General features: G+C 57.3%; 20 protein-coding genes and 4 tRNA genes. 4 read left to right on the top strand and 20 right to left on the bottom strand.

Annotated features, from left to right (window positions below; translation table 11 throughout):
- Positions 1-63: 63 nt before the first annotated feature.
- The 7 genes from VSQ83_RS03160 to rluD form a co-directional block, all read right to left on the bottom strand.
- A tRNA-Pro gene (locus tag VSQ83_RS03160) sits at positions 64-140 on the bottom strand.
- Between the two features lie 93 nt (positions 141-233).
- Positions 234-309: transfer RNA gene (locus tag VSQ83_RS03155), tRNA-Lys, on the bottom strand.
- Positions 310-314: 5 nt separating this feature from the next.
- Positions 315-391: transfer RNA gene (locus VSQ83_RS03150), tRNA-Pro, on the bottom strand.
- 9 nt (positions 392-400) lie between these two features.
- Positions 401-476, bottom strand: a tRNA-Asn gene (locus VSQ83_RS03145).
- Positions 477-783: 307 nt separating this feature from the next.
- Complete coding sequence (gene clpB, locus VSQ83_RS03140; protein ID WP_133078580.1) at positions 784-3,351, bottom strand: ATP-dependent chaperone ClpB; 2,568 nt, start codon at positions 3,349-3,351, stop codon at positions 784-786.
- 124 nt (positions 3,352-3,475) lie between these two features.
- On the bottom strand, positions 3,476-4,207 hold the full coding sequence (pgeF, locus tag VSQ83_RS03135; RefSeq protein WP_133078581.1) for a peptidoglycan editing factor PgeF: 732 nt from the start codon (positions 4,205-4,207) through the stop codon (positions 3,476-3,478).
- Positions 4,204-5,166, bottom strand: coding sequence for a 23S rRNA pseudouridine(1911/1915/1917) synthase RluD (gene rluD / locus VSQ83_RS03130; RefSeq protein ID WP_019823983.1), 963 nt, complete (start codon positions 5,164-5,166; stop codon positions 4,204-4,206). Before rluD ends, pgeF begins: the two co-directional genes overlap by 4 nt.
- 148 nt (positions 5,167-5,314) lie before the next feature.
- Between rluD and VSQ83_RS03125 the strand changes: the two genes are divergently transcribed.
- Together VSQ83_RS03125 and VSQ83_RS03120 are read left to right on the top strand one after the other, a co-directional pair.
- On the top strand, positions 5,315-6,328 hold the full coding sequence (locus VSQ83_RS03125; protein WP_133078582.1) for an outer membrane protein assembly factor BamD: 1,014 nt from the start codon (positions 5,315-5,317) through the stop codon (positions 6,326-6,328).
- A gap of 118 nt (positions 6,329-6,446) precedes the next feature.
- The gene (locus VSQ83_RS03120; protein WP_219260972.1) at positions 6,447-6,677 is read left to right on the top strand and encodes a PP0621 family protein; all 231 of its coding nucleotides are present in this window, start codon (positions 6,447-6,449) and stop codon (positions 6,675-6,677) included.
- 156 nt (positions 6,678-6,833) lie between these two features.
- On the opposite strand, the gene thiO is transcribed toward VSQ83_RS03120, so the two are convergent.
- From thiO to pilV, 5 genes are read right to left on the bottom strand one after another with little or no spacing between them, the layout of a single operon-like run.
- Positions 6,834-7,934, bottom strand: coding sequence for a glycine oxidase ThiO (thiO, locus tag VSQ83_RS03115; RefSeq protein ID WP_219260975.1), 1,101 nt, complete (start codon positions 7,932-7,934; stop codon positions 6,834-6,836).
- 33 nt (positions 7,935-7,967) lie between these two features.
- On the bottom strand, positions 7,968-8,369 hold the full coding sequence (locus VSQ83_RS03110) for a type IV pilin protein (RefSeq protein ID WP_133078585.1): 402 nt from the start codon (positions 8,367-8,369) through the stop codon (positions 7,968-7,970).
- Between the two features lie 10 nt (positions 8,370-8,379).
- Positions 8,380-8,898, bottom strand: a complete 519-nt coding sequence (locus tag VSQ83_RS03105) for a pilus assembly PilX family protein (RefSeq protein ID WP_374105682.1) — start codon at positions 8,896-8,898, stop codon at positions 8,380-8,382.
- Positions 8,895-9,593 (bottom strand): PilW family protein, encoded by a 699-nt coding sequence (locus tag VSQ83_RS03100; RefSeq protein ID WP_219260976.1) that lies wholly within the window; start codon positions 9,591-9,593, stop codon positions 8,895-8,897. Before VSQ83_RS03100 ends, VSQ83_RS03105 begins: the two co-directional genes overlap by 4 nt.
- Entirely contained in the window at positions 9,590-9,862 is a 273-nt protein-coding gene (pilV, locus tag VSQ83_RS03095) for a type IV pilus modification protein PilV (protein WP_219260977.1), read from the bottom strand. The genes VSQ83_RS03100 and pilV overlap by 4 nt, the downstream gene beginning before the upstream one ends.
- Before the next feature lie 242 nt (positions 9,863-10,104).
- Between pilV and VSQ83_RS03090 the strand changes: the two genes are divergently transcribed.
- Positions 10,105-10,722, top strand: a complete 618-nt coding sequence (locus VSQ83_RS03090) for a GspH/FimT family pseudopilin (RefSeq protein WP_326425253.1) — start codon at positions 10,105-10,107, stop codon at positions 10,720-10,722.
- Here VSQ83_RS03090 and ispH read toward each other — a convergent pair.
- The 6 genes from ispH to murJ form a co-directional block, all read right to left on the bottom strand.
- Positions 10,623-11,570, bottom strand: a complete 948-nt coding sequence (gene ispH / locus VSQ83_RS03085) for a 4-hydroxy-3-methylbut-2-enyl diphosphate reductase (RefSeq protein ID WP_019824001.1) — start codon at positions 11,568-11,570, stop codon at positions 10,623-10,625. The genes VSQ83_RS03090 and ispH overlap by 100 nt on opposite strands.
- Before the next feature lie 65 nt (positions 11,571-11,635).
- Entirely contained in the window at positions 11,636-12,073 is a 438-nt protein-coding gene (gene fkpB / locus VSQ83_RS03080; RefSeq protein WP_133078590.1) for an FKBP-type peptidyl-prolyl cis-trans isomerase, read from the bottom strand.
- Positions 12,066-12,584, bottom strand: coding sequence for a signal peptidase II (gene lspA, locus VSQ83_RS03075; protein WP_133078591.1), 519 nt, complete (start codon positions 12,582-12,584; stop codon positions 12,066-12,068). Before lspA ends, fkpB begins: the two co-directional genes overlap by 8 nt.
- On the bottom strand, positions 12,577-15,408 hold the full coding sequence (ileS, locus tag VSQ83_RS03070; RefSeq protein ID WP_219260981.1) for an isoleucine--tRNA ligase: 2,832 nt from the start codon (positions 15,406-15,408) through the stop codon (positions 12,577-12,579). The genes lspA and ileS overlap by 8 nt, the downstream gene beginning before the upstream one ends.
- Positions 15,405-16,355 carry a bifunctional riboflavin kinase/FAD synthetase gene (ribF, locus tag VSQ83_RS03065; RefSeq protein WP_219260983.1) on the bottom strand — a complete coding sequence of 317 codons (951 nt, stop codon included), beginning with the start codon at positions 16,353-16,355 and terminating at the stop codon, positions 15,405-15,407. The genes ileS and ribF overlap by 4 nt, the downstream gene beginning before the upstream one ends.
- A 118-nt stretch (positions 16,356-16,473) precedes the next feature.
- Positions 16,474-18,012, bottom strand: a complete 1,539-nt coding sequence (murJ, locus tag VSQ83_RS03060; RefSeq protein ID WP_219260985.1) for a murein biosynthesis integral membrane protein MurJ — start codon at positions 18,010-18,012, stop codon at positions 16,474-16,476.
- Positions 18,013-18,262: 250 nt separating this feature from the next.
- Between murJ and rpsT the strand changes: the two genes are divergently transcribed.
- Positions 18,263-18,541, top strand: coding sequence for a 30S ribosomal protein S20 (gene rpsT / locus VSQ83_RS03055; protein ID WP_003443902.1), 279 nt, complete (start codon positions 18,263-18,265; stop codon positions 18,539-18,541).
- Positions 18,542-18,720: 179 nt separating this feature from the next.
- Here the strand turns inward: rpsT and VSQ83_RS03050 are convergent, their stop codons facing one another.
- Positions 18,721-19,182, bottom strand: coding sequence for a CreA family protein (locus tag VSQ83_RS03050; RefSeq protein WP_133078595.1), 462 nt, complete (start codon positions 19,180-19,182; stop codon positions 18,721-18,723).
- A gap of 14 nt (positions 19,183-19,196) precedes the next feature.
- Complete coding sequence (proB, locus tag VSQ83_RS03045) at positions 19,197-20,315, bottom strand: glutamate 5-kinase (RefSeq protein ID WP_133078625.1); 1,119 nt, start codon at positions 20,313-20,315, stop codon at positions 19,197-19,199.
- Between the last annotated feature and the right edge of the window lie 93 nt (positions 20,316-20,408).

Genomic DNA, 20,408 nt, shown 5'->3' with positions numbered 1-20,408 from the left:
TGGTCGCTGATGCGATTGGCATCAGTACCTTATTTTCTACACCCATTACTGCTGGGCAGAAAATGGTCGGGGTAAGGGGATTCGAACTCCTGACATCCTGCTCCCAAAGCAGGCGCGCTACCGGACTGCGCTATACCCCGGTAAAAAAAAGGCACCTTCTAGAGGCGCCTTCTGCGATCAGTGCTTTTGGCCTCTGATCTTAAGATCTAGCCCCAGTGAACTGGAGCCAAAAATGGTGGGTCGTGTGGGATTCGAACCTACGACCAATTGGTTAAAAGCCAACTGCTCTACCAACTGAGCTAACGACCCAAAAATGGTCGGGGTAAGGGGATTCGAACTCCTGACATCCTGCTCCCAAAGCAGGCGCGCTACCGGACTGCGCTATACCCCGGCTTGAAAATGGCTCCACGACCTGGACTCGAACCAGGGACCCAATGATTAACAGTCATTTGCTCTACCAACTGAGCTATCGCGGAACTACATATTTCAATCTACAACGTTGTTGCCTTACTGCTTTACAACACTCTTCGAGCTCTTCGCATCTCTGCGTTGGCGTCTCTGAGGTCGGCTATTCTACAAGCTTTAAAACCCTTGTCAACCCTTATTTTTCGTTAGAAGACAATTACTTAGCTCTTCTAGCGGGCTTCCTGGTTTGGGCCAAGTTGCCGTTGCGGGTGACTTACTGCGGGGCGCATCTTACAAGCGTTTTCCTTACAGATCAACACCCTAAGTAAAAAAAGGCCTCGCAATGCGAGGCCTCCCTTAAAGTACTGCTTTCAAGCCTTATACAAAGACGATTTCGTCGTCCTTCACGCTGGCTGTCACAGTAGTGCCCGGCAAGAACTGACCCGAAAGAATCAGCTGTGCCAGAGGGTTCTCGATCCAGCGCTGGATTGCACGTTTCAGAGGGCGTGCGCCATACACAGGGTCGTAACCTACCGCAATCAGTTTATCCAGAGCCTCCTGATTCAACTCAAGGCTCAGGTCGCGCTCGGCCAGACGACCACGCAGACGACCCAACTGGATATCAGCGATGCCGGCAATCTGATCACGAGCCAGAGGCTCGAAGATCACCACTTCGTCGATCCGGTTTACAAACTCAGGACGGAAGTGGGTACTTACCGCATCCATCACCGCAGCACGTTGTGCTTCGCGATCGCCTACCAGTTCCTGGATCTGTGCAGAGCCCAGGTTGGAAGTCATCACGATCACCGTATTGCGGAAGTCTACGGTGCGACCATGACTGTCAGTCAGACGACCGTCTTCAAGCACTTGCAGCAACACGTTGAACACGTCCGGATGAGCCTTCTCGACTTCGTCCAGCAGGATCACCGAGTAAGGCTTGCGCCGTACGGCTTCGGTCAAGTAACCGCCTTCTTCGTAACCCACATAGCCTGGTGGTGCACCAATCAGTCGAGCCACGGAATGTTTCTCCATGAACTCCGACATGTCGATCCGCACCATTGCCTCTTCTGTATCAAAGAGGAACTCGGCCAGCGCCTTGCACAACTCGGTTTTACCCACACCGGTCGGGCCAAGGAACATGAACGAGCCGCTTGGGCGGTTCGGGTCACTCAAGCCTGCACGGGAACGGCGTACCGCGTTGGACACCGCCACAACGGCTTCGTCCTGACCAATCACACGTTCATGCAGCAAGCTTTCCATCTTCATCAGCTTGTCGCGTTCGCCTTCGAGCATCTTGGAGACAGGGATACCCGTCCACTTCGAGACCACTTCAGCGATTTCCTCTTCGGTCACTTTGCTGCGCAGCAACTGGTTTTCAGTTTTGCTGCTGTGCTCGTCGACCATCTGCAGACTGCGCTCCAGATCGGGAATGATCCCGTACTGCAACTCAGCCATGCGGTTGAGGTTGCCGCTGCGCCGTGCCACTTCAAGCTCCTGGCGCGCTTGCTCGATCTTCTGCTGGATCTGGGCAGAGCCCTGCACTTCGGCTTTTTCCGAGGTCCAGATTTCTTCCAGGTCCGAATACTCGCGCTCGTGACGCTCGATTTCTTCCTGCAATTTCTCGAGGCGTTTTTTGGCCGCCTCGTCTTCTTCTTTCTTCAGCGCCTGAGCTTCAACCTTGAGCTGAATCAAGCGACGCTCCAGACGGTCCAGTACCTCAGGCTTGGAGTCGATCTCCATGCGGATACGGCTGGCCGCCTCATCCATCAGGTCAATGGCCTTGTCAGGCAACTGACGATCCGTGATGTAGCGATGGCTGAGCTTGACCGCGGCAATGATTGCGCCGTCGGTAATCGCCACTTTGTGGTGAACCTCATAACGCTCTTTCAGGCCACGCAGGATCGCAATGGTGTCTTCTTCGCTCGGTTCGTCCACCAGTACTTTCTGGAAGCGACGCTCAAGCGCTGCGTCCTTCTCGATGTATTGACGGTACTCGTTGAGCGTGGTGGCACCTACACAGTGCAACTCACCACGGGCCAACGCAGGCTTGAGCATGTTGCCCGCGTCCATTGCACCCTCGCCCTTGCCGGCACCGACCATCACGTGCAGCTCGTCAATAAACAGAATGACCTGGCCTTCCTGTTTGGACAGCTCGTTCAGCACCGCTTTGAGGCGCTCTTCGAACTCACCGCGGAACTTGGCACCGGCAATCAGCGCACCGATATCCAGGGACAGCAGGCGTTTGCCTTTGAGGCCATCAGGCACTTCGCCGTTAATGATGCGTTGTGCCAGCCCCTCGGCAATCGCGGTTTTACCTACACCAGGCTCACCGATCAGTACCGGGTTATTTTTGGTACGGCGCTGCAGGACCTGAATGGTGCGACGAATTTCATCGTCACGACCGATGACCGGGTCGAGCTTGCCGTCTTCGGCACGCTTGGTCAGGTCGACGGTGTACTTGTCCAGTGCCTGACGCGACTCTTCAACGTTCGGGTCATTGACCGCTTCGCCGCCACGCAGGTTGTTGATGGCGTTTTCCAGGGCCTTTTTGGTCACGCCCTGCCCCAGCAACAATTTGCCCAGCTTGCTGTTGTCGTCCATCGCAGCCAGCAACACCATTTCACTGGTGATGTACTGATCGCCTTTTTGTTGCGCCAGACGGTCAGCCTGATTCAACAGACGCGCCAGATCCTGCGACATATTCACGTCGCCAGTAGGGTTCTGGATTTTTGGCAGCTGATCGAGCTCTTTAGTCAGCTCTTTGCGCAGGCTGTTTACATCAAAACCGACTTGCATCAGCAATGGCTTGATCGAGCCGCCCTGCTGTTCCAGCAATGCCTGCATCAAGTGCGCAGGCTCTATGGCCGGATGATCAAGGCCAACGGCCAAGGATTGAGCATCGGACAAGGCCAACTGCAACTTGCTAGTTAATCTATCTATACGCATTCGTCACCTTCCTTATGAGCAGGCCGGAGGGATGGAAACTCCTGAATGAAGAAACCTGCCAGATACCATAGTAGATGCGGGCGATTACGGAAGTTTCAAGCCGTAGAGAAATGACGCAAGTCAGCTAGACGGTCTTTTCGATCCAGACCAGTGAGGCGAAGCGGCCAGTTTTGGGACTGCGCCGATAGGAGAAAAAACGCGGATCGGTCACGGTACAAAAACCGCCACCGTATACAGCAGAGATGCCGAAGCGGGCCAAACGCAAACGGGCCAGCTCGTAGATGTCGGCCATGTAGCGACCGTCATTGACGCTGGGCACAAAGGCGGCATCGGCATGGAGCATGTCTTTCACAAAGACTTCCCGCACCTCTGCCCCCACCTCAAATGCCTTGGGGCCAATGGCCGGCCCGAGCCACACAAGAATCTCCTGCGGCTCAACATTGAGGCTTTGTGCCGCTGCTTCAAGCACGCCTGCCGCCAATCCGCGCCAACCGGCATGGGCGGCCGCAACGCGAGTACCGGCACGATCGCAAAACAGCGCAGGCAGGCAGTCCGCCGTCATCGCCGTACAGGCAATACCGGGCGTTGCCGTCCAGCTCGCGTCGGCCTCGACAATCAGATCGGGGTTTGCAGGTGCGACCACAACCCCGTGAACCTGGCTAAGCCAAGCGGGCTGTACGTCAAAAATATGGGTAAGGCGCTGGCGGTTATGCGCAACGGCGACAGGGTCGTCGCCCACATGATCGCCCAGGTTGAAGCTGTCGAACGGCGCCAGACTGGCGCCGCCCGCGCGGGTAGTCACACAGGCCCTGATGCCCGCCGGCGCTGGCCAGTCAGGAATCAGGAAGGTGTTCACCCGACGAATGCCTCACGGTCTTGCTTGAGCAACGTCAACAACCAGACAAAGTCGTCCGGCAGTGGCGATTCCCAACTCATGCGCTTACCGGTCGTCGGATGATCCAGCTCCAGGAAACGGGCATGGAGCGCCTGACGCGGGAAGGTTTTGAGCGATTCAACCATCGTCACACTGGCCGACGGCGGAATGCGGAAACGACCGCCGTAGGCAGGATCTCCGACCAACGGGAAGTTGATGTGGGACATATGCACCCGAATCTGGTGCGTACGCCCGGTTTCCAGCTTGACCCGTACATGGGTGTGGGAACGGAAACGCTCAAGCACACGGTAATGACTGACCGCCTGCTTGCCACCTTCCATTACCGCCATGCGCTGGCGCTGCTGGCCGTGACGGCCGATGGGCGCATCGATCTTGCCCCCGGCAGTAACGACACCAATAACAATGCACTCATAGATCCGGCTGACACTGCGGCTCTGCAACTGAGTAACCAGCTGCGTCTGCGCCTGAATGGTCTTGGCGACCACCATCAGACCCGTGGTGTCCTTGTCCAGGCGATGCACGATCCCCGCACGCGGCACATTGATAATGTCCGGTACGTGATGCAGCAAGGCATTGAGCAAAGTACCACTGGCATGCCCTGCAGCCGGGTGCACCACCAGGCCCGCAGGCTTGTTGATGACCAGGATGTCATCGTCTTCGTAGACGATATCCAGGGGGATGTCTTCAGCGATCCACTCACCCTGTGCTTCCTGCTCTGCAGTCAGCTCCAGGATGCAACCGCCGTGAACAATGTCACGGGGGCGTATGACGGCTCCGTCCACAGTAAGGCGGCCGTCTTTGATCCAGGCGGAAAGGCGCGAGCGCGAGTGCTCAGCGAATAATTGTGCGGCGACTTGATCGAGGCGTTGGCCACCCAGTTCGGACGGCACCTCTTCGCGAAGTTGAATTTTCTCGGACATGCTCATCAGGACCGCGCCAAGCCTTTGGTTTCGGCTGCGCGCTTGTGGTTAAATACGGCGTCTTTTGCCCCGAGGCTTTTCACGGGGCGCTCATCATAACAGGACGGACCCGCCCAAGACAGCGGCCGTCATAGGGACGCAAGCCGCCATGCAAGTGAGACACCTGCTGCTGATCGCCATCCTCGCACTGACTGCCGCTTGCTCGTCGACTAAAGAAGTAGTTGACGAAAACCTCAGCGAAGTCGAGCTGTACCAGCAGGCACAGGCCGACCTGGACAACCACAGCTATACCAGTGCTACCGCCAAACTCAAGGCCCTGGAGTCACGCTACCCGTTCGGGCGCTACGCCGATCAGGCCCAGCTTGAACTGATTTATGCCTACTACAAGAACTCTGAGCCCGAAGCTGCCAAGTCTGCTGCCGAACGCTTTATCCGCCTGCATCCACAGCACCCCAACGTTGATTATGCCTATTACCTTAAAGGCCTGACCTCGTTTGACCAGGATGTGGGCCTGCTGGCGCGCTTCCTGCCGCTGGACATGACCAAACGCGATCCTGGCGCTGCGCGCGACTCCTACAATGAGTTCGCACAGCTCACCAGCCGCTTCCCGAACAGCCGTTACGCACCTGATGCCAAGCAGCGCATGATTTACCTGCGCAACCTTCTGGCAGCGTATGAAATCCACGTAGCTGATTACTACCTGACTCGTCAGGCTTATGTAGCTTCAGCCAACCGTGGTCGCTACGTGGTCGAAAACTTCCAGGAAACCCCTTCGGTCGGTGACGGCCTGGCGGTGATGGTCGAGTCCTACCAGCGCATGCACCTTGACCAACTGGCCAGCACCAGCCTTGAAGTGCTCAAAGCCAACTACCCTGATCACCCAAGCCTGGTTGACGGTCAGTTTGTGCCGCAGACTTCCGAGTCGGACAGCCGCTCCTGGCTGAGCAAGGCAACCCTGGGCCTGATCGAGTCCAGCACACCGCTGCCACCGGGTGAAACCCGTGCAAACATGGACATCCAGAAGCAATATCAGGACGCCAAGGATGCAATTCCGGCCGAACTGAAGCCTAAAGATGCCGATGGTGAGGTAATACCAGAGCCTGAAGCGGAAGGTAAAAGCCGCTCGTGGTTCAGCTACATGACCCTTGGCCTGTTCGACTGATTGTTCGGTGCCAAAAAAAAGAGCCCTTCGGGGCTCTTTTTTTATGTTCGATTTGGCGCTGTGCGCCTGCCAAGTCCTTGGCTAAACTGAGGCCTCTTTTCTCGAATAGCGAATAACCATGCTTCGTTTACTGATCTGGGCTGCTCTGATTGCTGCTGGTGTGTGGCTCTGGCGCAAATACAAAGCCAATCTGGCCGAGACTAAAAAGCCGGTCGATCCAGGCGTCCTGCCTATGGTGCGATGCGCCCACTGTGGCGTGCATCTGCCACGGGATCGCGCACTGAGCCAGCAGCAGGAATGGTATTGCACCCAGAACCATCTGGAGCAAGGGCCAAAAACACGCGATTGATTTTCAAGAAGCCGCCCTGCACCTGTGCCAGCAACTAGCTGGCTCTTGTGGGAACTGGCTTGCCTGCGATACTGATTGCCCGGATTGTCATGTGTATCGCGCTGACGCCATCGCGAGCAAGCCCGCTCCCACAAATATGATTGCAGGCAGGGATGTTTAAATCCGCCCCTCTGGCGCATAGGGTGCCGGATCGATGATCGGCTCACGCCCCAGCAACAAATCTGCAAATAACTGGCAGGAAGCCGGAGCCAGAACCAACCCGTTGCGATAATGCCCGCAGTTGAGCCACAACCCGTCAAAACCCGAAACACGCCCAATATAGGGAATGCCTTCCGGCGAACCCGGGCGCAAGCCCGCCCAATGCCCTACTACTTCGGCATCAGCCAGTGCAGGAATAAGCTCGACCGCCGAGGCTTTCAAGCTATCAAGAGCAGTCTGCGTAGGAGTTTTATCAAACCCCTCATGCTCCAGCGTACTACCGATCAATATATGGCCGTCGCGACGCGGAATGGCATAGCGCCCTTTTGCCAACACCATGCACGACAAAAAGTCGGGCGCGCACTTGTACAGGATCATCTGGCCCTTGACCGGCTCTACAGGCAGTTCAAGCCCCAGCCCGCTCAACAATTCACCGCTCCATGCACCCGCCGACAACACCAGCTGATCGCCGCGAATTTCACCCTGAGCCGTGTTCACACCCGCAACTTTATCGCCTTCGCGGATAAACCCCAGCACTTCGCATTGCTCGTGGATCGTGACATTGGGCATTGCCTGCAGGGCCGCCTTGAGCGACTTCACCAGCCGCGGGTTACGCACATTGGCCACATCTGACATGTAAATTGCGCGAGAAAAACCGCCACCAAGCACCGGTACAGCGTCGTCAACCGCCGACATATCCACAGCTGAAAGTGGCCGCCCCTCACGCCGGGCCCATTCCAGCGCCTGGGCTTGATCCTCAAGATCCAGCCAATACAGGCCGGTGGTGTGCACTTCGGGATCGATGCCCGTCGAGGCAAACAGACGCTTGGCCAGTTGCGGGTAAAAATCTTGTGACCAGTGAGCCAGCGCCGTAACGGCACAGTTGTAGCGCCACGGATAAAGCGGCGAAACAATACCCCCGCCCGCCCATGATGATTCCTGCCCTACACCGCCACGCTCCAGCACAATGACCTGCTCTACATCGGCGGCCAGATTAAACGCAGTCAGCAGGCCGATCACTCCGCCCCCGACAATCACCACCCGTTGCTGCCTAGCCATTTATAGATCCAGCCCGTCATTCATAATTAATCGTTAACGCCCCCAACACTGCTGCGCAGTCACCTCAGGGGCTGCCTGGGCAATCCCTGCAAGACCGGTGTGGGCCAGCGTAAAGTGCCCACATTGATCGCCTGCCATTGCCGAGCCTTTTTTTGGTGTCGCCGTCAGCAAGAAAGAGTGATCTGTGAGTTCGGACGTAATGTCGTAGTACTGATTACCTGAGCTGAGTTCATGCCCGCCGCTGTATACCGCGTTTTTTGTATAAATACGTTCAAGACGCTGGGCCTGCTCCGACAGCAGGACGATGATTTGGGAGCGATACGCTCGCTTCACATAGTCGCTGTACAACGGATAAGCGAACCCTCCAAGGATACCGATGATCACTACTACGATCATCAATTCGATCAGGGTAAAACCTGCTCCATGTCCATGCATTGCGAATTCCCTATTGCAGCTGTCGCCACACGACCCTGCGAAAACGATGGGGCGCCGCCTCTTCTGCACCTTGATAACGCGCATAAATACTTTCCAGTACAGTGCGCGACTGTCCGCGCAAACCAATTCCGGTCACTCGGTACAAATGAGTGACGGTAGCGGCTGGAAGGTGGGCTGGTGCAACGCTCTGCCCGAGGCTCTGAACGCCATACAACCCGTCAGCAACGCTGACCCAGCGCACCCCTGACATCGGATCGGTGGCAGGCAAAGCCTGAGTCCGCGCCTCGATTGGCGGGCTGCACGTTACTGGCGAAGCACATCCCGACACTGCACTCCATTCACTTTCAAGCCAGGATTCACCGCTACGTAGTGCCGCCTCCGCTGCCTGGAATGAGTGATTGAGGTGCTGGACGCCTGCAGCCATTTTTTCCTGCCGTGCCGCACTGGCCATAGAGGCCATACCGATTACGCCAAGCAACAACATGAATACCAGACTGGCCAAAAGCGCCATGCCGCGCTGGGCGCTCAAGGGAAACCGCCCCAAGCCAGCCGATTGCGCAAAGCGACAACCAGCTGATAGGCCTGATCCCTGACTCGTCCCCCTGGGTCACGCAATGTCAGCCCGATACGCACACTGCGGATGCTGGAAGTTTTACTCGGACGATCTTCATAGCGCAGCACCGACTGCGTGCCCGTCGAACCGGCCACGCCAAAACTCACGTTAAACGCAGCAACATTGTCGAGCAGCACTGCTTTATTGGGGCCAACCTTCAACTGCCCATTTTCAAAGCGGTAAAACAACTCACGTACAGGGAATCCAGTTTCGCCAGGAGCTAAAGATAATCGCGCACCGGGGTAGGCTTTGGCAGAGGTTGTGCAGTCAGACACCACCGTCCAGTCCGGCCGGGCCGCCTGCAGCCCTATGTCTGCGCTGATCATGGAAAGCGACGCATCCTGCCAGGTGACAGGCGTTTGAAACTGCGAGGGAGCATCAACAATGCGATCAGTCGAAAGGCAACCGAACATGCCTGCCATACGGATTTCCTGGGCCAGCTTGCTCAGTACATAACGGGCATCTTCTTGCATCTGCGCCGATGAGCGCTGAGTCAGGTAAGTTTCACGAGCACCCAAGAACACCTGCGTCAGCCCCAACACCACCAGCAAGCCCAGCGCCAGCGCCACCATCAGTTCGATCAGGCCAAAACCCGAGCGTGTACTGCTCACGATGCTGCGGCGATCGTATCGCCAACAATCAGGTTGATTTGATTCAGCCGCGAAATCGGGTAATCAGCGCCTGATTCAGCGCGGATCTGGTCCAGCCTGCTGTAAGCAATAAAACTGTCCTGGGTACTCACTAACGCACTGGCAGTGTGCTTCAGGGCATTGAGCTGCATACCGGCGCTGCCTAGCAGGCTGATAAACAGAATCAGCAATGCGATCAGCACTTCGATCAAAGTCATTCCGGCTTGGCGTTTCTTATGTAACCGAGGCATCTGTGTCTTCCGTGTCGTTGGGGTCGACGACACGCCCTGTGTCGCCCAGACAAAAGCCTAGCCTCACTCTCGGGCCTTACAGGTAAGACGCAATCTGGAAAGGCAGACAGATTTTTTCGCCTGACTTCGTAAGCCATAACTCATACAAGAAACACAAACATGATGAAACCATTGCCGGGCATCAGCAGATACCGGATCAGCTATACCGAGAAAGCACACCACAACCACCCAAGGAGGCCACTGTGTATCAACGCGGTATGAGCCTGACCTCGGTACTGCTGTCGCTGATGATCGTGGCGATCACCGCCCGATTTGCCAGCCCGGCCTATAGCGCGCTCACAGAGGGCCAGCGTCGCCAGGTCACTGCCGAACAGCTAGCCAGCAGCCTGCGCAACGCTCGCACTGAAGCATTGCTACGCCATCAATATGTGGTGGTTCATGCAGTGAATGAGGACTGGAGCCAAGGCTGGAGGACCATTCTGGACGTGAGTGGCCAGGGACATCTCGACAGGAGCAACCCGGTCCTGGTCGAGACACAAGGCAGTGGACGCATACCGATTGCGGGCAATACGCCGGTCAAACACTATGTGCGATTTAGTCCGCTGGGGGAGCCACTGCTGAGCAAAGGTGCTTTTCAGGCAGGAACGCTGCATGTTTGTCAGGCAAGGACTGCGCAGAGCCACTATCAGGTGGTGCTGGCAAAAAGCGGGCGCATCAGCCTGCGCAGCGATCAGGCTGCACAGGCGTTATGCGCGATGGATCAAGTAATGGCGCGAACCCGCAGCTCTTTGGGCATGGAGAACGTGACATTCTCTTCGCGGCCAGCCAACTCATCGGCACCGGTAGCGCCCCAGGCGTGAAGCTGCTGGATCACGCCACGCACCAGCACTTCAGGTGCAGAAGCACCAGCGGTAATACCAATGCTTTGCACGCCGTCGAACCAGCTTTTTTGCAGATCTTCGGCACCGTCGATCAGGTAGGCCGGGGTCTGCATGCGTTCAGCCAGTTCGCGCAAGCGGTTGGAGTTGGAGCTGTTCGGGCTGCCCACTACCAATACGACATCACACTCATCGGCCAGTTGCTTGACCGCATCCTGACGGTTTTGCGTGGCGTAGCAGATATCATCCTTGCGCGGCCCGCCAATGGCCGGGAAGCGCGCACGAAGGGCATCGATCACACGACTGGTGTCGTCCATCGACAAGGTGGTCTGGGTCACAAACGCCAACTTTTCCGGGTTCCTGACCTGCAGATTGGCGACGTCTTTTTCGTCTTCGACCAGATAGATCGCGCCGCCATTAATGGCATCGTACTGACCCATGGTGCCTTCGACTTCCGGGTGACCCGCGTGGCCGATCAGGATGCATTCGCGACCGTCACGGCTATAGCGCGCGACCTCGATATGCACCTTGGTGACCAGCGGGCAAGTTGCATCAAATACTTTCAGACCACGGCCCGCAGCCTCAGCACGCACGGCCTGGGAAACCCCGTGGGCACTGAAGATCACGATGACGTTATCCGGCACCTGGTCCAGCTCTTCGACGAAAATCGCGCCACGGGAGCGCAGGTCTTCGACGACAAATTTGTTGTGCACCACTTCGTGGCGAACATAGATAGGCGGACCGAATACTTCCAGTGCGCGATTGACGATTTCAATCGCACGGTCCACCCCAGCGCAGAAGCCACGGGGGTTGGCGAGTTTGATATGCATGCTAGGCCTCGTGAGACGCGCAGAAAAATAATGCCAATCAGGCCCGGCCGCAGCCGGGCACTGAATTACAGCGCTTTAACGTCTTTGATTTCCACGTCGAAGGTCAGGGTCTTGCCTGCCAGCGGGTGATTGAAATCGATGGTGACTTGCTCGTCATCAAAGGTTTTGACCACACCCGGAAGCTCGGTGTTGGCCGCGTCGTTGAAAATCACCAGCAAGCCTTCCGACAGCTCCATGTCCTTGAACTGCGAACGTGGAATAACCTGCACATTTTGCGGGTTGGGCTGGCCGAAAGCGTTTTCCGGAAGGATTTCCAGCGTGCGCTTGTCACCCGCCTTGAAACCGAACAACGCGGCCTCAAAACCAGGCAGCAGGCTGCCATCTCCCACCTTGAAAGTAGCCGGGGCTTTGTCGAAGGTGCTGTCAACGGTGTCGCCTGTTTCCAGGCGCAATGCGAAATGCAGAGTGACCTGCGTGTTCTGACCAATACGCTGTTCAGTCATGAGCGGGTTCTCCGGACTTTTTACTTTTGAACATATCCAGCGCCAGCATCACGGCACCTACGCAAATCGCACTGTCGGCGAAGTTGAACGCAGGGAAGTACCAGCGATTTTGCCAATGCACCAGAATGAAATCGACCACATGACCATAAACAATCCGGTCATAGAGGTTACCCAATGCGCCACCCAGAATCAGGGCAAGGGCAATGGCCAACCAGGTGTCATTGCGCCCCAGACGCTTGAGCCAGACAACCAGCACGCCACTGACCACGACTGCAATCAGCGCAAACAGCCAACGCTGCCAGCCGGCACTGTCAGCCAGAAAGCTGAAAGCCGCGCCGGTGTTGTAGGCCAGGGTCCAGCTAAAGAGATCAGGGATCACTACAATCTGCTGATACATCTGCAGCGAGTTGTCGAAGTAGACCTTGGTGGTCAGGTCAATGACCAGGACCAACAAGGTCAACCAGAGCCAGCCCAGGCGCCCGAAGCGCCCGGTAGTGCTGGTGTTAGGCATAGTGACGTACCTCGCCGGCGCCGCTGATGTTGTCGACGCAACGACCGCAGATTTCCGGATGCTCCGGGTTCACGCCGACGTCTTCACGGCAGTGCCAGCAACGGGCGCACTTGGCGTGGGCGGACTTGACCACTTTGAGTTTGAGACCGGCGACTTCGGTCACCACGGCATCCGCTGGAGCTTGCACAAAAGGTGCAACGCTGGCGGTGGAAGTGATCAGTACAAAGCGCAGTTCGTTGCTCAGTCTGGACAAGTCAGCTGCCAGCTCATCTTCGGCAAACAAGGTCACTTCAGCCTGCAAGTTGCCGCCAATGGCCTTGGCTGCACGCAGGTTTTCCATTTCCTTGTTGACCGCAACCTTGACCGCCATGATCCGTTCCCAGTAGGCGCGACCCAGCTCGGCGCCTTCCGGCAATTCAGTCAGGCCTTCGTACCAGGTGTTGAGCATGACGGACTCGTTACGCTCGCCCGGCAGGTATTGCCACAGCTCGTCTGCGGTGAACGACAGGATCGGCGCGATCCAGCGCACCAGCGCTTCGGAGATGTGGAACAGCGCGGTCTGGCACGAACGACGGGCCTTGCTGTCGGCACCCGTGGTGTACTGGCGGTCCTTGATGATGTCGAGGTAGAAACCGCCCAGCTCCTGCACACAGAAGTTGTGCACTTTGGAGTAGACGTTCCAGAAGCGGTACTCGCCGTAATGCAGCTCAAGCTCACGCTGCAGCAGCAACGCGCGGTCCACGGCCCAACGGTCCAGTGCCAGCATTTCTTCGGCAGGCAGGATGTCGGTAGCCGGATTGAAGCCGGTCAGGTTCGACAGCAGGAAGCGTGCGGTGTTGCGGATACGGCGGTAGGCGTCAGCACTGCGCTGCAGGATCTGGTCGGAAACCGCGATTTCACCCGAGTAATCTGTCGAGGCAACCCACAGGCGCATGATGTCGGCGCCCAGGGTGTCGTTGACCTTTTGCGGTGCAATCACGTTGCCCAAGGACTTGGACATCTTGCGACCAGCCTCGTCCACGGTGAAGCCGTGGGTCAGCAGTTCACGGTACGGCGCGTGGTTGTCGATGGCGCAACCGGTCAGCAACGAGGAGTGGAACCAGCCACGGTGCTGGTCGGAACCTTCGAGGTACAAGTCGGCACGCGGGCCGGTCTCGTGACCCATCGGGTGCGAACCGCGCAGAACGTGCCAATGCGTAGTGCCCGAGTCGAACCACACGTCCAGCGTATCGGTGATTTTGTCGTACAACGGCGCTTCGTCGCCCAGCAACTCGGCAGCGTCCATCTTGAACCAGGCTTCGATGCCTTCGAGCTCAACGCGCTTGGCCACTTCTTCCATCATTTCGACGGTACGTGGGTGCAGCTCACCGCTTTCCTTGTTCAGGAAGAACGGGATCGGCACGCCCCAGTTGCGCTGACGCGAGATGCACCAGTCAGGACGATTGGCAATCATCGAGTGCAGACGAGCCTGACCCCATGCCGGAACGAACTGGGTGTCTTCGATGGCCTTGATCGCACGGGTACGCAAGGTGTCGCCGGTCGTCGGCTGCTTGTCCATACCGATAAACCACTGCGCAGTCGCGCGGTAGATCAGCGGAGTCTTGTGGCGCCAGCAGTGCATGTAGCTGTGGCTGATGGTTTCGGTGAACATCAGCGCACCGGCTTCGATCAGCTTGTCGATGATGTTCTGGTTGGCCTTCCAGATGAACTGGCCACCGAAGAACTCCAGCGATGGCACATACACGCCGTTGCTTTGAACTGGGTTGATGATGTCATCGTTGACCATGCCATAGGCTTTGCAGGTCACGAAGTCGTCTACGCCGTAAGCCGGGGCGGAGTGAACCACGCCCGTGCCAGCGCCCAGTTCAACGTACTCGGCCAGGTAAACTGGCGACAGGCGATCATAGAACGGGTGACGGAAGTTGATCAGCTCCAGCGCTGCACCGGTTGTGGTCGCGATGACCGAACCTTGCAGGTTGTAGCGCGCCAGGCAGGACTCGACCAGCTCCTCAGCCAGTACCAGCAGCTTGTCGCCCACGTCGACCAGCGCGTAGGTGAATTCCGGGTGTACGTTGAGCGCCTGGTTGGCCGGAATGGTCCACGGGGTAGTGGTCCAGATCACGATCGCTGTCGGCTTGCTCAGGGCTGCCAGGCCAAAGGCCTCGGCCAGCTTGGCTTCATCGGCAACCGGGAAGGCAACGTCGATGGCCGCGGACTTTTTGTCCTGGTACTCGACTTCCGCTTCAGCCAGGGCCGAACCGCAATCAAAACACCAGTTCACAGGCTTGAGGCCTTTGAACACGAATCCGCCCTTGACGATTTCGGCCAGGGCACGGATTTCACCGGCTTCGTTTTTGAAGTCCATGGTTTTGTAAGGGTTGGCGAAGTCACCCAGAACACCCAAGCGGATGAACTCGGCTTTCTGACCCTCGATCTGCTCGGTCGCGTAGGCACGGCACAGCTCGCGGGTTTTATCCGCAGGCAGGTTTTTACCGTGGGTCACTTCAACCTTGTGCTCAATCGGCAAACCGTGACAGTCCCAGCCCGGCACGTACGGCGCGTCAAAACCCGACAGGGTCTTGGAGCGGATGATCATGTCTTTCAGGATCTTGTTCAGCGCATGACCGATGTGAATCGTGCCGTTGGCGTATGGAGGACCGTCGTGAAGTACGAACTTCGGACGATCCTTGCCAATCTCGCGCAACTTCCCGTACAGGCCAATGCTGTCCCAGCGCTGCAAAATTTGCGGTTCGCGCTGTGGCAGGCCGGCCTTCATTGGGAAGGCGGTGTCCGGGAGGTTTAGCGTGGCTTTGTAGTCGGTCATTTCAGGCTCTTTTTAAGCGGTTGACCCAGCCAATAGGCTCGGGCGGCGGCGACGTCCGCATTGATTGCCGTCTTGAGCGCCTCCAGGGAGGCGAAACGCTGCTCATCACGCAGCTTGTGGTGGAATGCCACGGTCAGGCGCCGGCCATACAAGTCACCGGCATAATCCAATAGATGTACTTCAAGATGGGCGCTGCCATCCCCTGCTACGGTTGGCCTGACGCCAATGTTGGCGACGCCGGGCCAGGTCTTGCCATCGATGTCGACGCTGGCCAGGTAAACCCCGGTCAACGGAACACGGCGACGTTTGAGCTGAATATTGGCGGTCGGCGTACCCAATTGGCGCGCCAGTTTTTGCCCGTGCAATACCCTGCCAGTAATTTGAAAAGGGCGTCCCAGCAAACGCTCTGCGAGGGAGAAGTCTGCATCAGCCAAGGCATCACGTACCTTGGTGCTGCTGATTCGCACACCATCGAGCTCGACCGTTTGCGCCGCCTCGACGGTAAAGCCCTGCATCTGGCCGGCCTGCTGCAAAAAGTCGAAGTCGCCAACCCGGTCGCAGCCAAAACGGAAGTCGTCACCGACCTCCAGGTGCTGCACACCCAGGCCATCGACCAGAATGGTATCGACGAACTCGGCAGCACTGAGCTTGCACAGACGCTGGTTAAACGCCAGGCACAGCACCCGGTCAACCCCGGCGTCGGCCAGCAGTTGCAGCTTGTCGCGCAACCGGGCCAGACGTGCCGGAGCCGTATCTGGATTGAAGAACTCGCGCGGCTGCGGTTCAAAAATCACCACGCAGCTGGGCACGCCCAACTCCAGCGCACGCTCACGCAGCCGACCCAGGATAGCCTGGTGACCACGGTGTACACCGTCAAAGTTGCCAATAGTGGCGACGCAGCCCCGATGCTGGGGCCGCAGATTGTGAAGGCCTAGAACCAGCTGCATAACGCGCTTCTTGCTCATAAAGTGGTCGATTATAACCACACCCAGCCCGGTACGACAGGCAACAGCGCACGGCAAATCAGGTCAATTCGACAAAATCGACGTCTGACCTGCAATTACCTTACATAAGAGACTTGCGTGCGAAATCTTTCAAACGCAGGCCCAACAGCAGCAGCATGCCGAAATAAGCCAGCACGCCCGCGATGACCAACCCGCCCAGACGGATAAACCGTTCCAGCATATTGCCGTGATCCCAGGCTGGCATCAGATGCATCAAGCCCAGTAATACCCCGGACATCACCAGCACCGCCAACACCAGCTTGAACAGGTATTTGGTCCAGCCCGGTTGCGCGACAAACAACTTTTGGCGACGCAACTGCCAGAACAGCAAACCGGCATTGATACAGGCACCCACGCTAATGGCCAACGCCAAACCGGCGTGCTGCAAAGGCCCAATAAATACCAGGTTGAGCAACTGCGTCACCACCAGGGTAAAAATCGCAATTTTCACCGGCGTTCGAATGTTTTGTTGCGCATAAAAACCCGGTGCCAGGACCTTGATCATGATAATCCCGAGCAACCCAAGCGAATACGCGATCAATGCACGCTGGGTCATGGCCGCATCAAAGGCGGTGAACTGACCGTACTGGAACAGCGAAACGGTGAGCGGCTCGGACAAAATGGCCAGCGCCAACGAGCACGGCAGCACCAATACAAAGCACAGGCGCAATCCCCAGTCGAGAATCCGCGAATATTCCTGGCGATCTTTATTGGCGTAGGTTTTGGACAGGGTCGGCAACAGGATCGTCCCGAGCGCCACGCCCAGCACTCCTGACGGCAACTCCATCAGGCGGTCTGCGTAGTACATCCAGGACACGGAGCCCGCAACAAGGAAAGACGCGAATATCGTATTGATGATCAGCGAAATCTGGCTGACCGAGACACCGATAATGGCCGGCACCATGTGCTTCATCACCCGCCAGACGCCGGTGTCACGCAGGTTGAGGCGCGGCAGCACCAGCATGCCGATTTTCTTCAGATGGGGCAGCTGGAACAGCAGCTGGGCCAGGCCGCCGACCAGCACCGCCCAACCCAGCGCCATAATCGGCGGATCGAAATACGGCGTCAGGAACAGCGCAAAAATGATCATGCTGACGTTGAGCAGGGTCGGCACGAAGGCCGGCACTGCAAATCGGTTCCAGGTATTGAGGATCGCCCCCGCCAGCGATGACAGCGAGATCAGCAATATATAAGGGAACGTGACCCGCAGCATGTCACTGGTCAGCTCGAATTTTTCCGGGGTCGTGGCAAAGCCCGGGGCGGTTGCCCAGATGACCCAGGGAGCAGCGACCATGCCCAGTACGGTAACAATGGCCAGTGCCAGGGTTAAAAGCCCGGCGACATACGCGACAAATGTACGGGCCGCCTCCTCGCCTTTCTGGCTCTTGTATTCCGCCAGAATCGGCACAAAAGCCTGGGAAAAAGCACCCTCAGCGAAAATCCTGCGCAGCAAATTAGGCAGTTTGAAGGCAATAAAGAACGCATCCGTGGCCATCCCGGCACCAAAGGCACGCGCAATGATCGTGTCGCGAATGAAGCCCAGAACCCTGGAAATCATGGTGATTGAGCTGACGGCAGCCAACGACTTGAGCAGGTTCATTGAAAGAGTTTTTGCCTATAGAGAAAGAGCAGGCGAACAAAGCGCCCACTTATGCGATACTGCGCGCCGCAACAGCACAGAGCCAAGCTCGCGAGTTTACAGGTCAAGCGCCGGAAATAAATATCCCGTCTGCCTCGATCCACCACTCAGCGGATCGCATCAAACGCCCTTGACAAGAGTTCTCGTCATCGGCATGATTCGCGGCCTATTTTGTTTGTTATTTCCCAAAAGTCTTTCGAGGAGCTCGACGGTGGCCAACACACCTTCCGCCAAAAAACGTGCAAAACAGGCTGAGAAGCGTCGCAGCCACAACGCCAGCCTGCGTTCCATGGTTCGTACCTACATCAAGAATGTAGTTAAGGCCATCGACGCAAAAGACGCTGCTAAAGCGCAAGCTGCTTATGTTCTGGCTGTTCCTGTTATCGACCGTATGGCCGATAAAGGTATCATCCACAAGAACAAAGCTGCTCGCCATAAGAGCCGCCTGAATGGCCACGTCAAGGCTTTGAACCTTGCGACCGCCGCTTAAGCGATAAGCTTTTTAAAAAACCGACCTCAGGGTCGGTTTTTTATTGCCTGTGATTTGCCCCCCTTCTGAACACAACGCTCGTCAGCAACTACAAAAACGTCAAAGCGTCAAAGCACCAACACAGTAAAAAATGGGCAAAAAAAAGCTGCGATAACCGCAGCTTTTTTAATTGAGACCCGTTACTCGTGCGCCCACGGCAAGATAGGAATCGCCGTCACCGCGTTCTGCGGGCTGCCTTCGATCAGGCGATCGCTGTACACCAGATACACCAGCGTATTGCGCTTCTTGTCGAGGAAACGCACCACCTGCATGGTCTTGAACACCAGCGAAGTGCGCTCCTTGAACACCTCTTCACCATCCTTGAGCTCACCCTTGAAGCTGATCGGACCGGTCTGACGGCACGCAATCGAAGCTTCGGCGCGATCCTCAGCCAAACCCAGCCCGCCCTTCATGCCACCCGTCTTGGCACGAGACAAGTAGCAGGTCACGCCATCGACCTTCGGATCATCGAACGCCTCGACCACAATGCGATCGTTCGGCCCGACAAATTTGAATACCGTCGACACCGTGCCAATTTCTTCAGCCGACGCCAGCAATGGCATCGCCAACATCAACCCCAACAAACCGCCAATCAAGCGCATGCCACACCTCACATTCAAACCAGGATCAGGTTATCGCGATGAACCAGCTCTGGCTCCGCCATATAACCCAGCAAGCCGACAATCGCATCCGATGACTGCCCAATAATTTTTTGCGCTTCCGCAGCGCTGTAGTTAGCCAGGCCACGGGCAATTTCTCGCCCGTCCGGCGCCACACACACCACCATTTCTCCACGACGGAAACCGCCCTGAACCGCCTTGACCCCTACCGGCAACAAGCTTTTATTGCCCTTGGACAAGGCCGCGACAGCCCCCTCATCCAGCACCAGCGTGCCGCGGGTCTGCAAGTGCCCGGCCAGCCACTGCTTGCGCGCTGCCAGCAGGCCACGCTCAGGAGACAGCAACGTACCCAGGCGCTCGCCAGCCTTCAGACGATCCAGCACACGCTCCAGACGCCCACCCACGATGATGGTATACGCACCCGAACGGGCCGCCAGACGCGCTGCACGCAACTTTGTCTGCATGCCGCCACGACCCAGCGCACCACCCGTACCGCCCGCCACTGCATCCAGCGCAGGGTCATCGGCACGGGCCTCGTAAATCATTTTTGCATCAGGGTTATTGCGCGGATCGGCATCAAACATGCCGTCGCGATCGGTCAGAATCACCAGCAGGTCCGCCTCGACCAGATTGGCCACCAGCGCCGCCAGCGTATCGTTGTCGCCAAAGCGGATTTCGTCCGTGACCACCGTGTCATTTTCATTGATGACCGGGATCACGCCCAACTCCACCAGCGCACGCAAGGTACTGCGGGCGTTGAGGTAACGCTTGCGATCAGACAGATCGTCATGGGTCAGCAAGATTTGTGCAGTATGCCGGGAGTGCTCGGCAAAGCTCGACTCCCAGGCCTGCACCAGACCCATCTGACCAATGGCCGCAGCCGCCTGCAGTTCGTGCATGGCACTCGGTCGCACCGTCCAGCCCAATCGACTCATACCGGCCGCAACCGCACCCGAAGACACTAGCACCAGCTCAACGCCAGCCTCGTGCAACGCCACCATCTGCTCGACCCAAACCCCCATCGCTACGCGATCCAGGCCTTTGCCATCCGCTGTCAGCAACGCGCTGCCGATCTTGACCACCCAGCGCTGCGCACCCGTCACCTTGCTCCGCATCATCATCCAACCTATGCCTGAGAGCAGCGCGACCGAGCGCTACCCATGGAATTATTTTTGATTACCAACTCGTAGATGCTAAAACGCCGCTCA

Origin of the sequence: Pseudomonas sp. DSV-1 (assembly GCF_035830915.1) — a bacterium.
In the GTDB taxonomy this organism is placed as follows: Bacteria; Pseudomonadota; Gammaproteobacteria; order Pseudomonadales; family Pseudomonadaceae; genus Aquipseudomonas.
The sequence above is the reverse complement of the archived record's forward strand: the minus strand, read 5'-3'. Positions and strand labels throughout refer to the sequence as shown.

Bases quoted from the DNA above. Each gene is read 5' to 3' on its own strand.
- VSQ83_RS03050 (WP_133078595.1), bottom strand. From the start codon at position 19,182: ATGCGCTTGATTGGCGGTTTGTTGGGGTTGATGTTGGCGATGCCATTG.
- clpB (WP_133078580.1), bottom strand. From the start codon at position 3,351: ATGCGTATAGATAGATTAACTAGCAAGTTGCAGTTGGCCTTGTCCGAT.
- murJ (WP_219260985.1), bottom strand. From the start codon at position 18,012: ATGAACCTGCTCAAGTCGTTGGCTGCCGTCAGCTCAATCACCATGATT.
- VSQ83_RS03110 (WP_133078585.1), bottom strand. From the start codon at position 8,369: ATGCATGGACATGGAGCAGGTTTTACCCTGATCGAATTGATGATCGTA.
- fkpB (WP_133078590.1), bottom strand. From the start codon at position 12,073: ATGACTGAACAGCGTATTGGTCAGAACACGCAGGTCACTCTGCATTTC.
- pilV (WP_219260977.1), bottom strand. From the start codon at position 9,862: ATGCCTCGGTTACATAAGAAACGCCAAGCCGGAATGACTTTGATCGAA.
- VSQ83_RS03125 (WP_133078582.1), top strand. From the start codon at position 5,315: ATGCAAGTGAGACACCTGCTGCTGATCGCCATCCTCGCACTGACTGCC.
- ispH (WP_019824001.1), bottom strand. From the start codon at position 11,570: ATGCATATCAAACTCGCCAACCCCCGTGGCTTCTGCGCTGGGGTGGAC.
- lspA (WP_133078591.1), bottom strand. From the start codon at position 12,584: ATGCCTAACACCAGCACTACCGGGCGCTTCGGGCGCCTGGGCTGGCTC.
- ileS (WP_219260981.1), bottom strand. From the start codon at position 15,408: ATGACCGACTACAAAGCCACGCTAAACCTCCCGGACACCGCCTTCCCA.
- rluD (WP_019823983.1), bottom strand. From the start codon at position 5,166: ATGTCCGAGAAAATTCAACTTCGCGAAGAGGTGCCGTCCGAACTGGGT.
- VSQ83_RS03120 (WP_219260972.1), top strand. From the start codon at position 6,447: ATGCTTCGTTTACTGATCTGGGCTGCTCTGATTGCTGCTGGTGTGTGG.
- ribF (WP_219260983.1), bottom strand. From the start codon at position 16,355: ATGCAGCTGGTTCTAGGCCTTCACAATCTGCGGCCCCAGCATCGGGGC.
- proB (WP_133078625.1), bottom strand. From the start codon at position 20,315: ATGCGGAGCAAGGTGACGGGTGCGCAGCGCTGGGTGGTCAAGATCGGC.
- thiO (WP_219260975.1), bottom strand. From the start codon at position 7,934: ATGGCTAGGCAGCAACGGGTGGTGATTGTCGGGGGCGGAGTGATCGGC.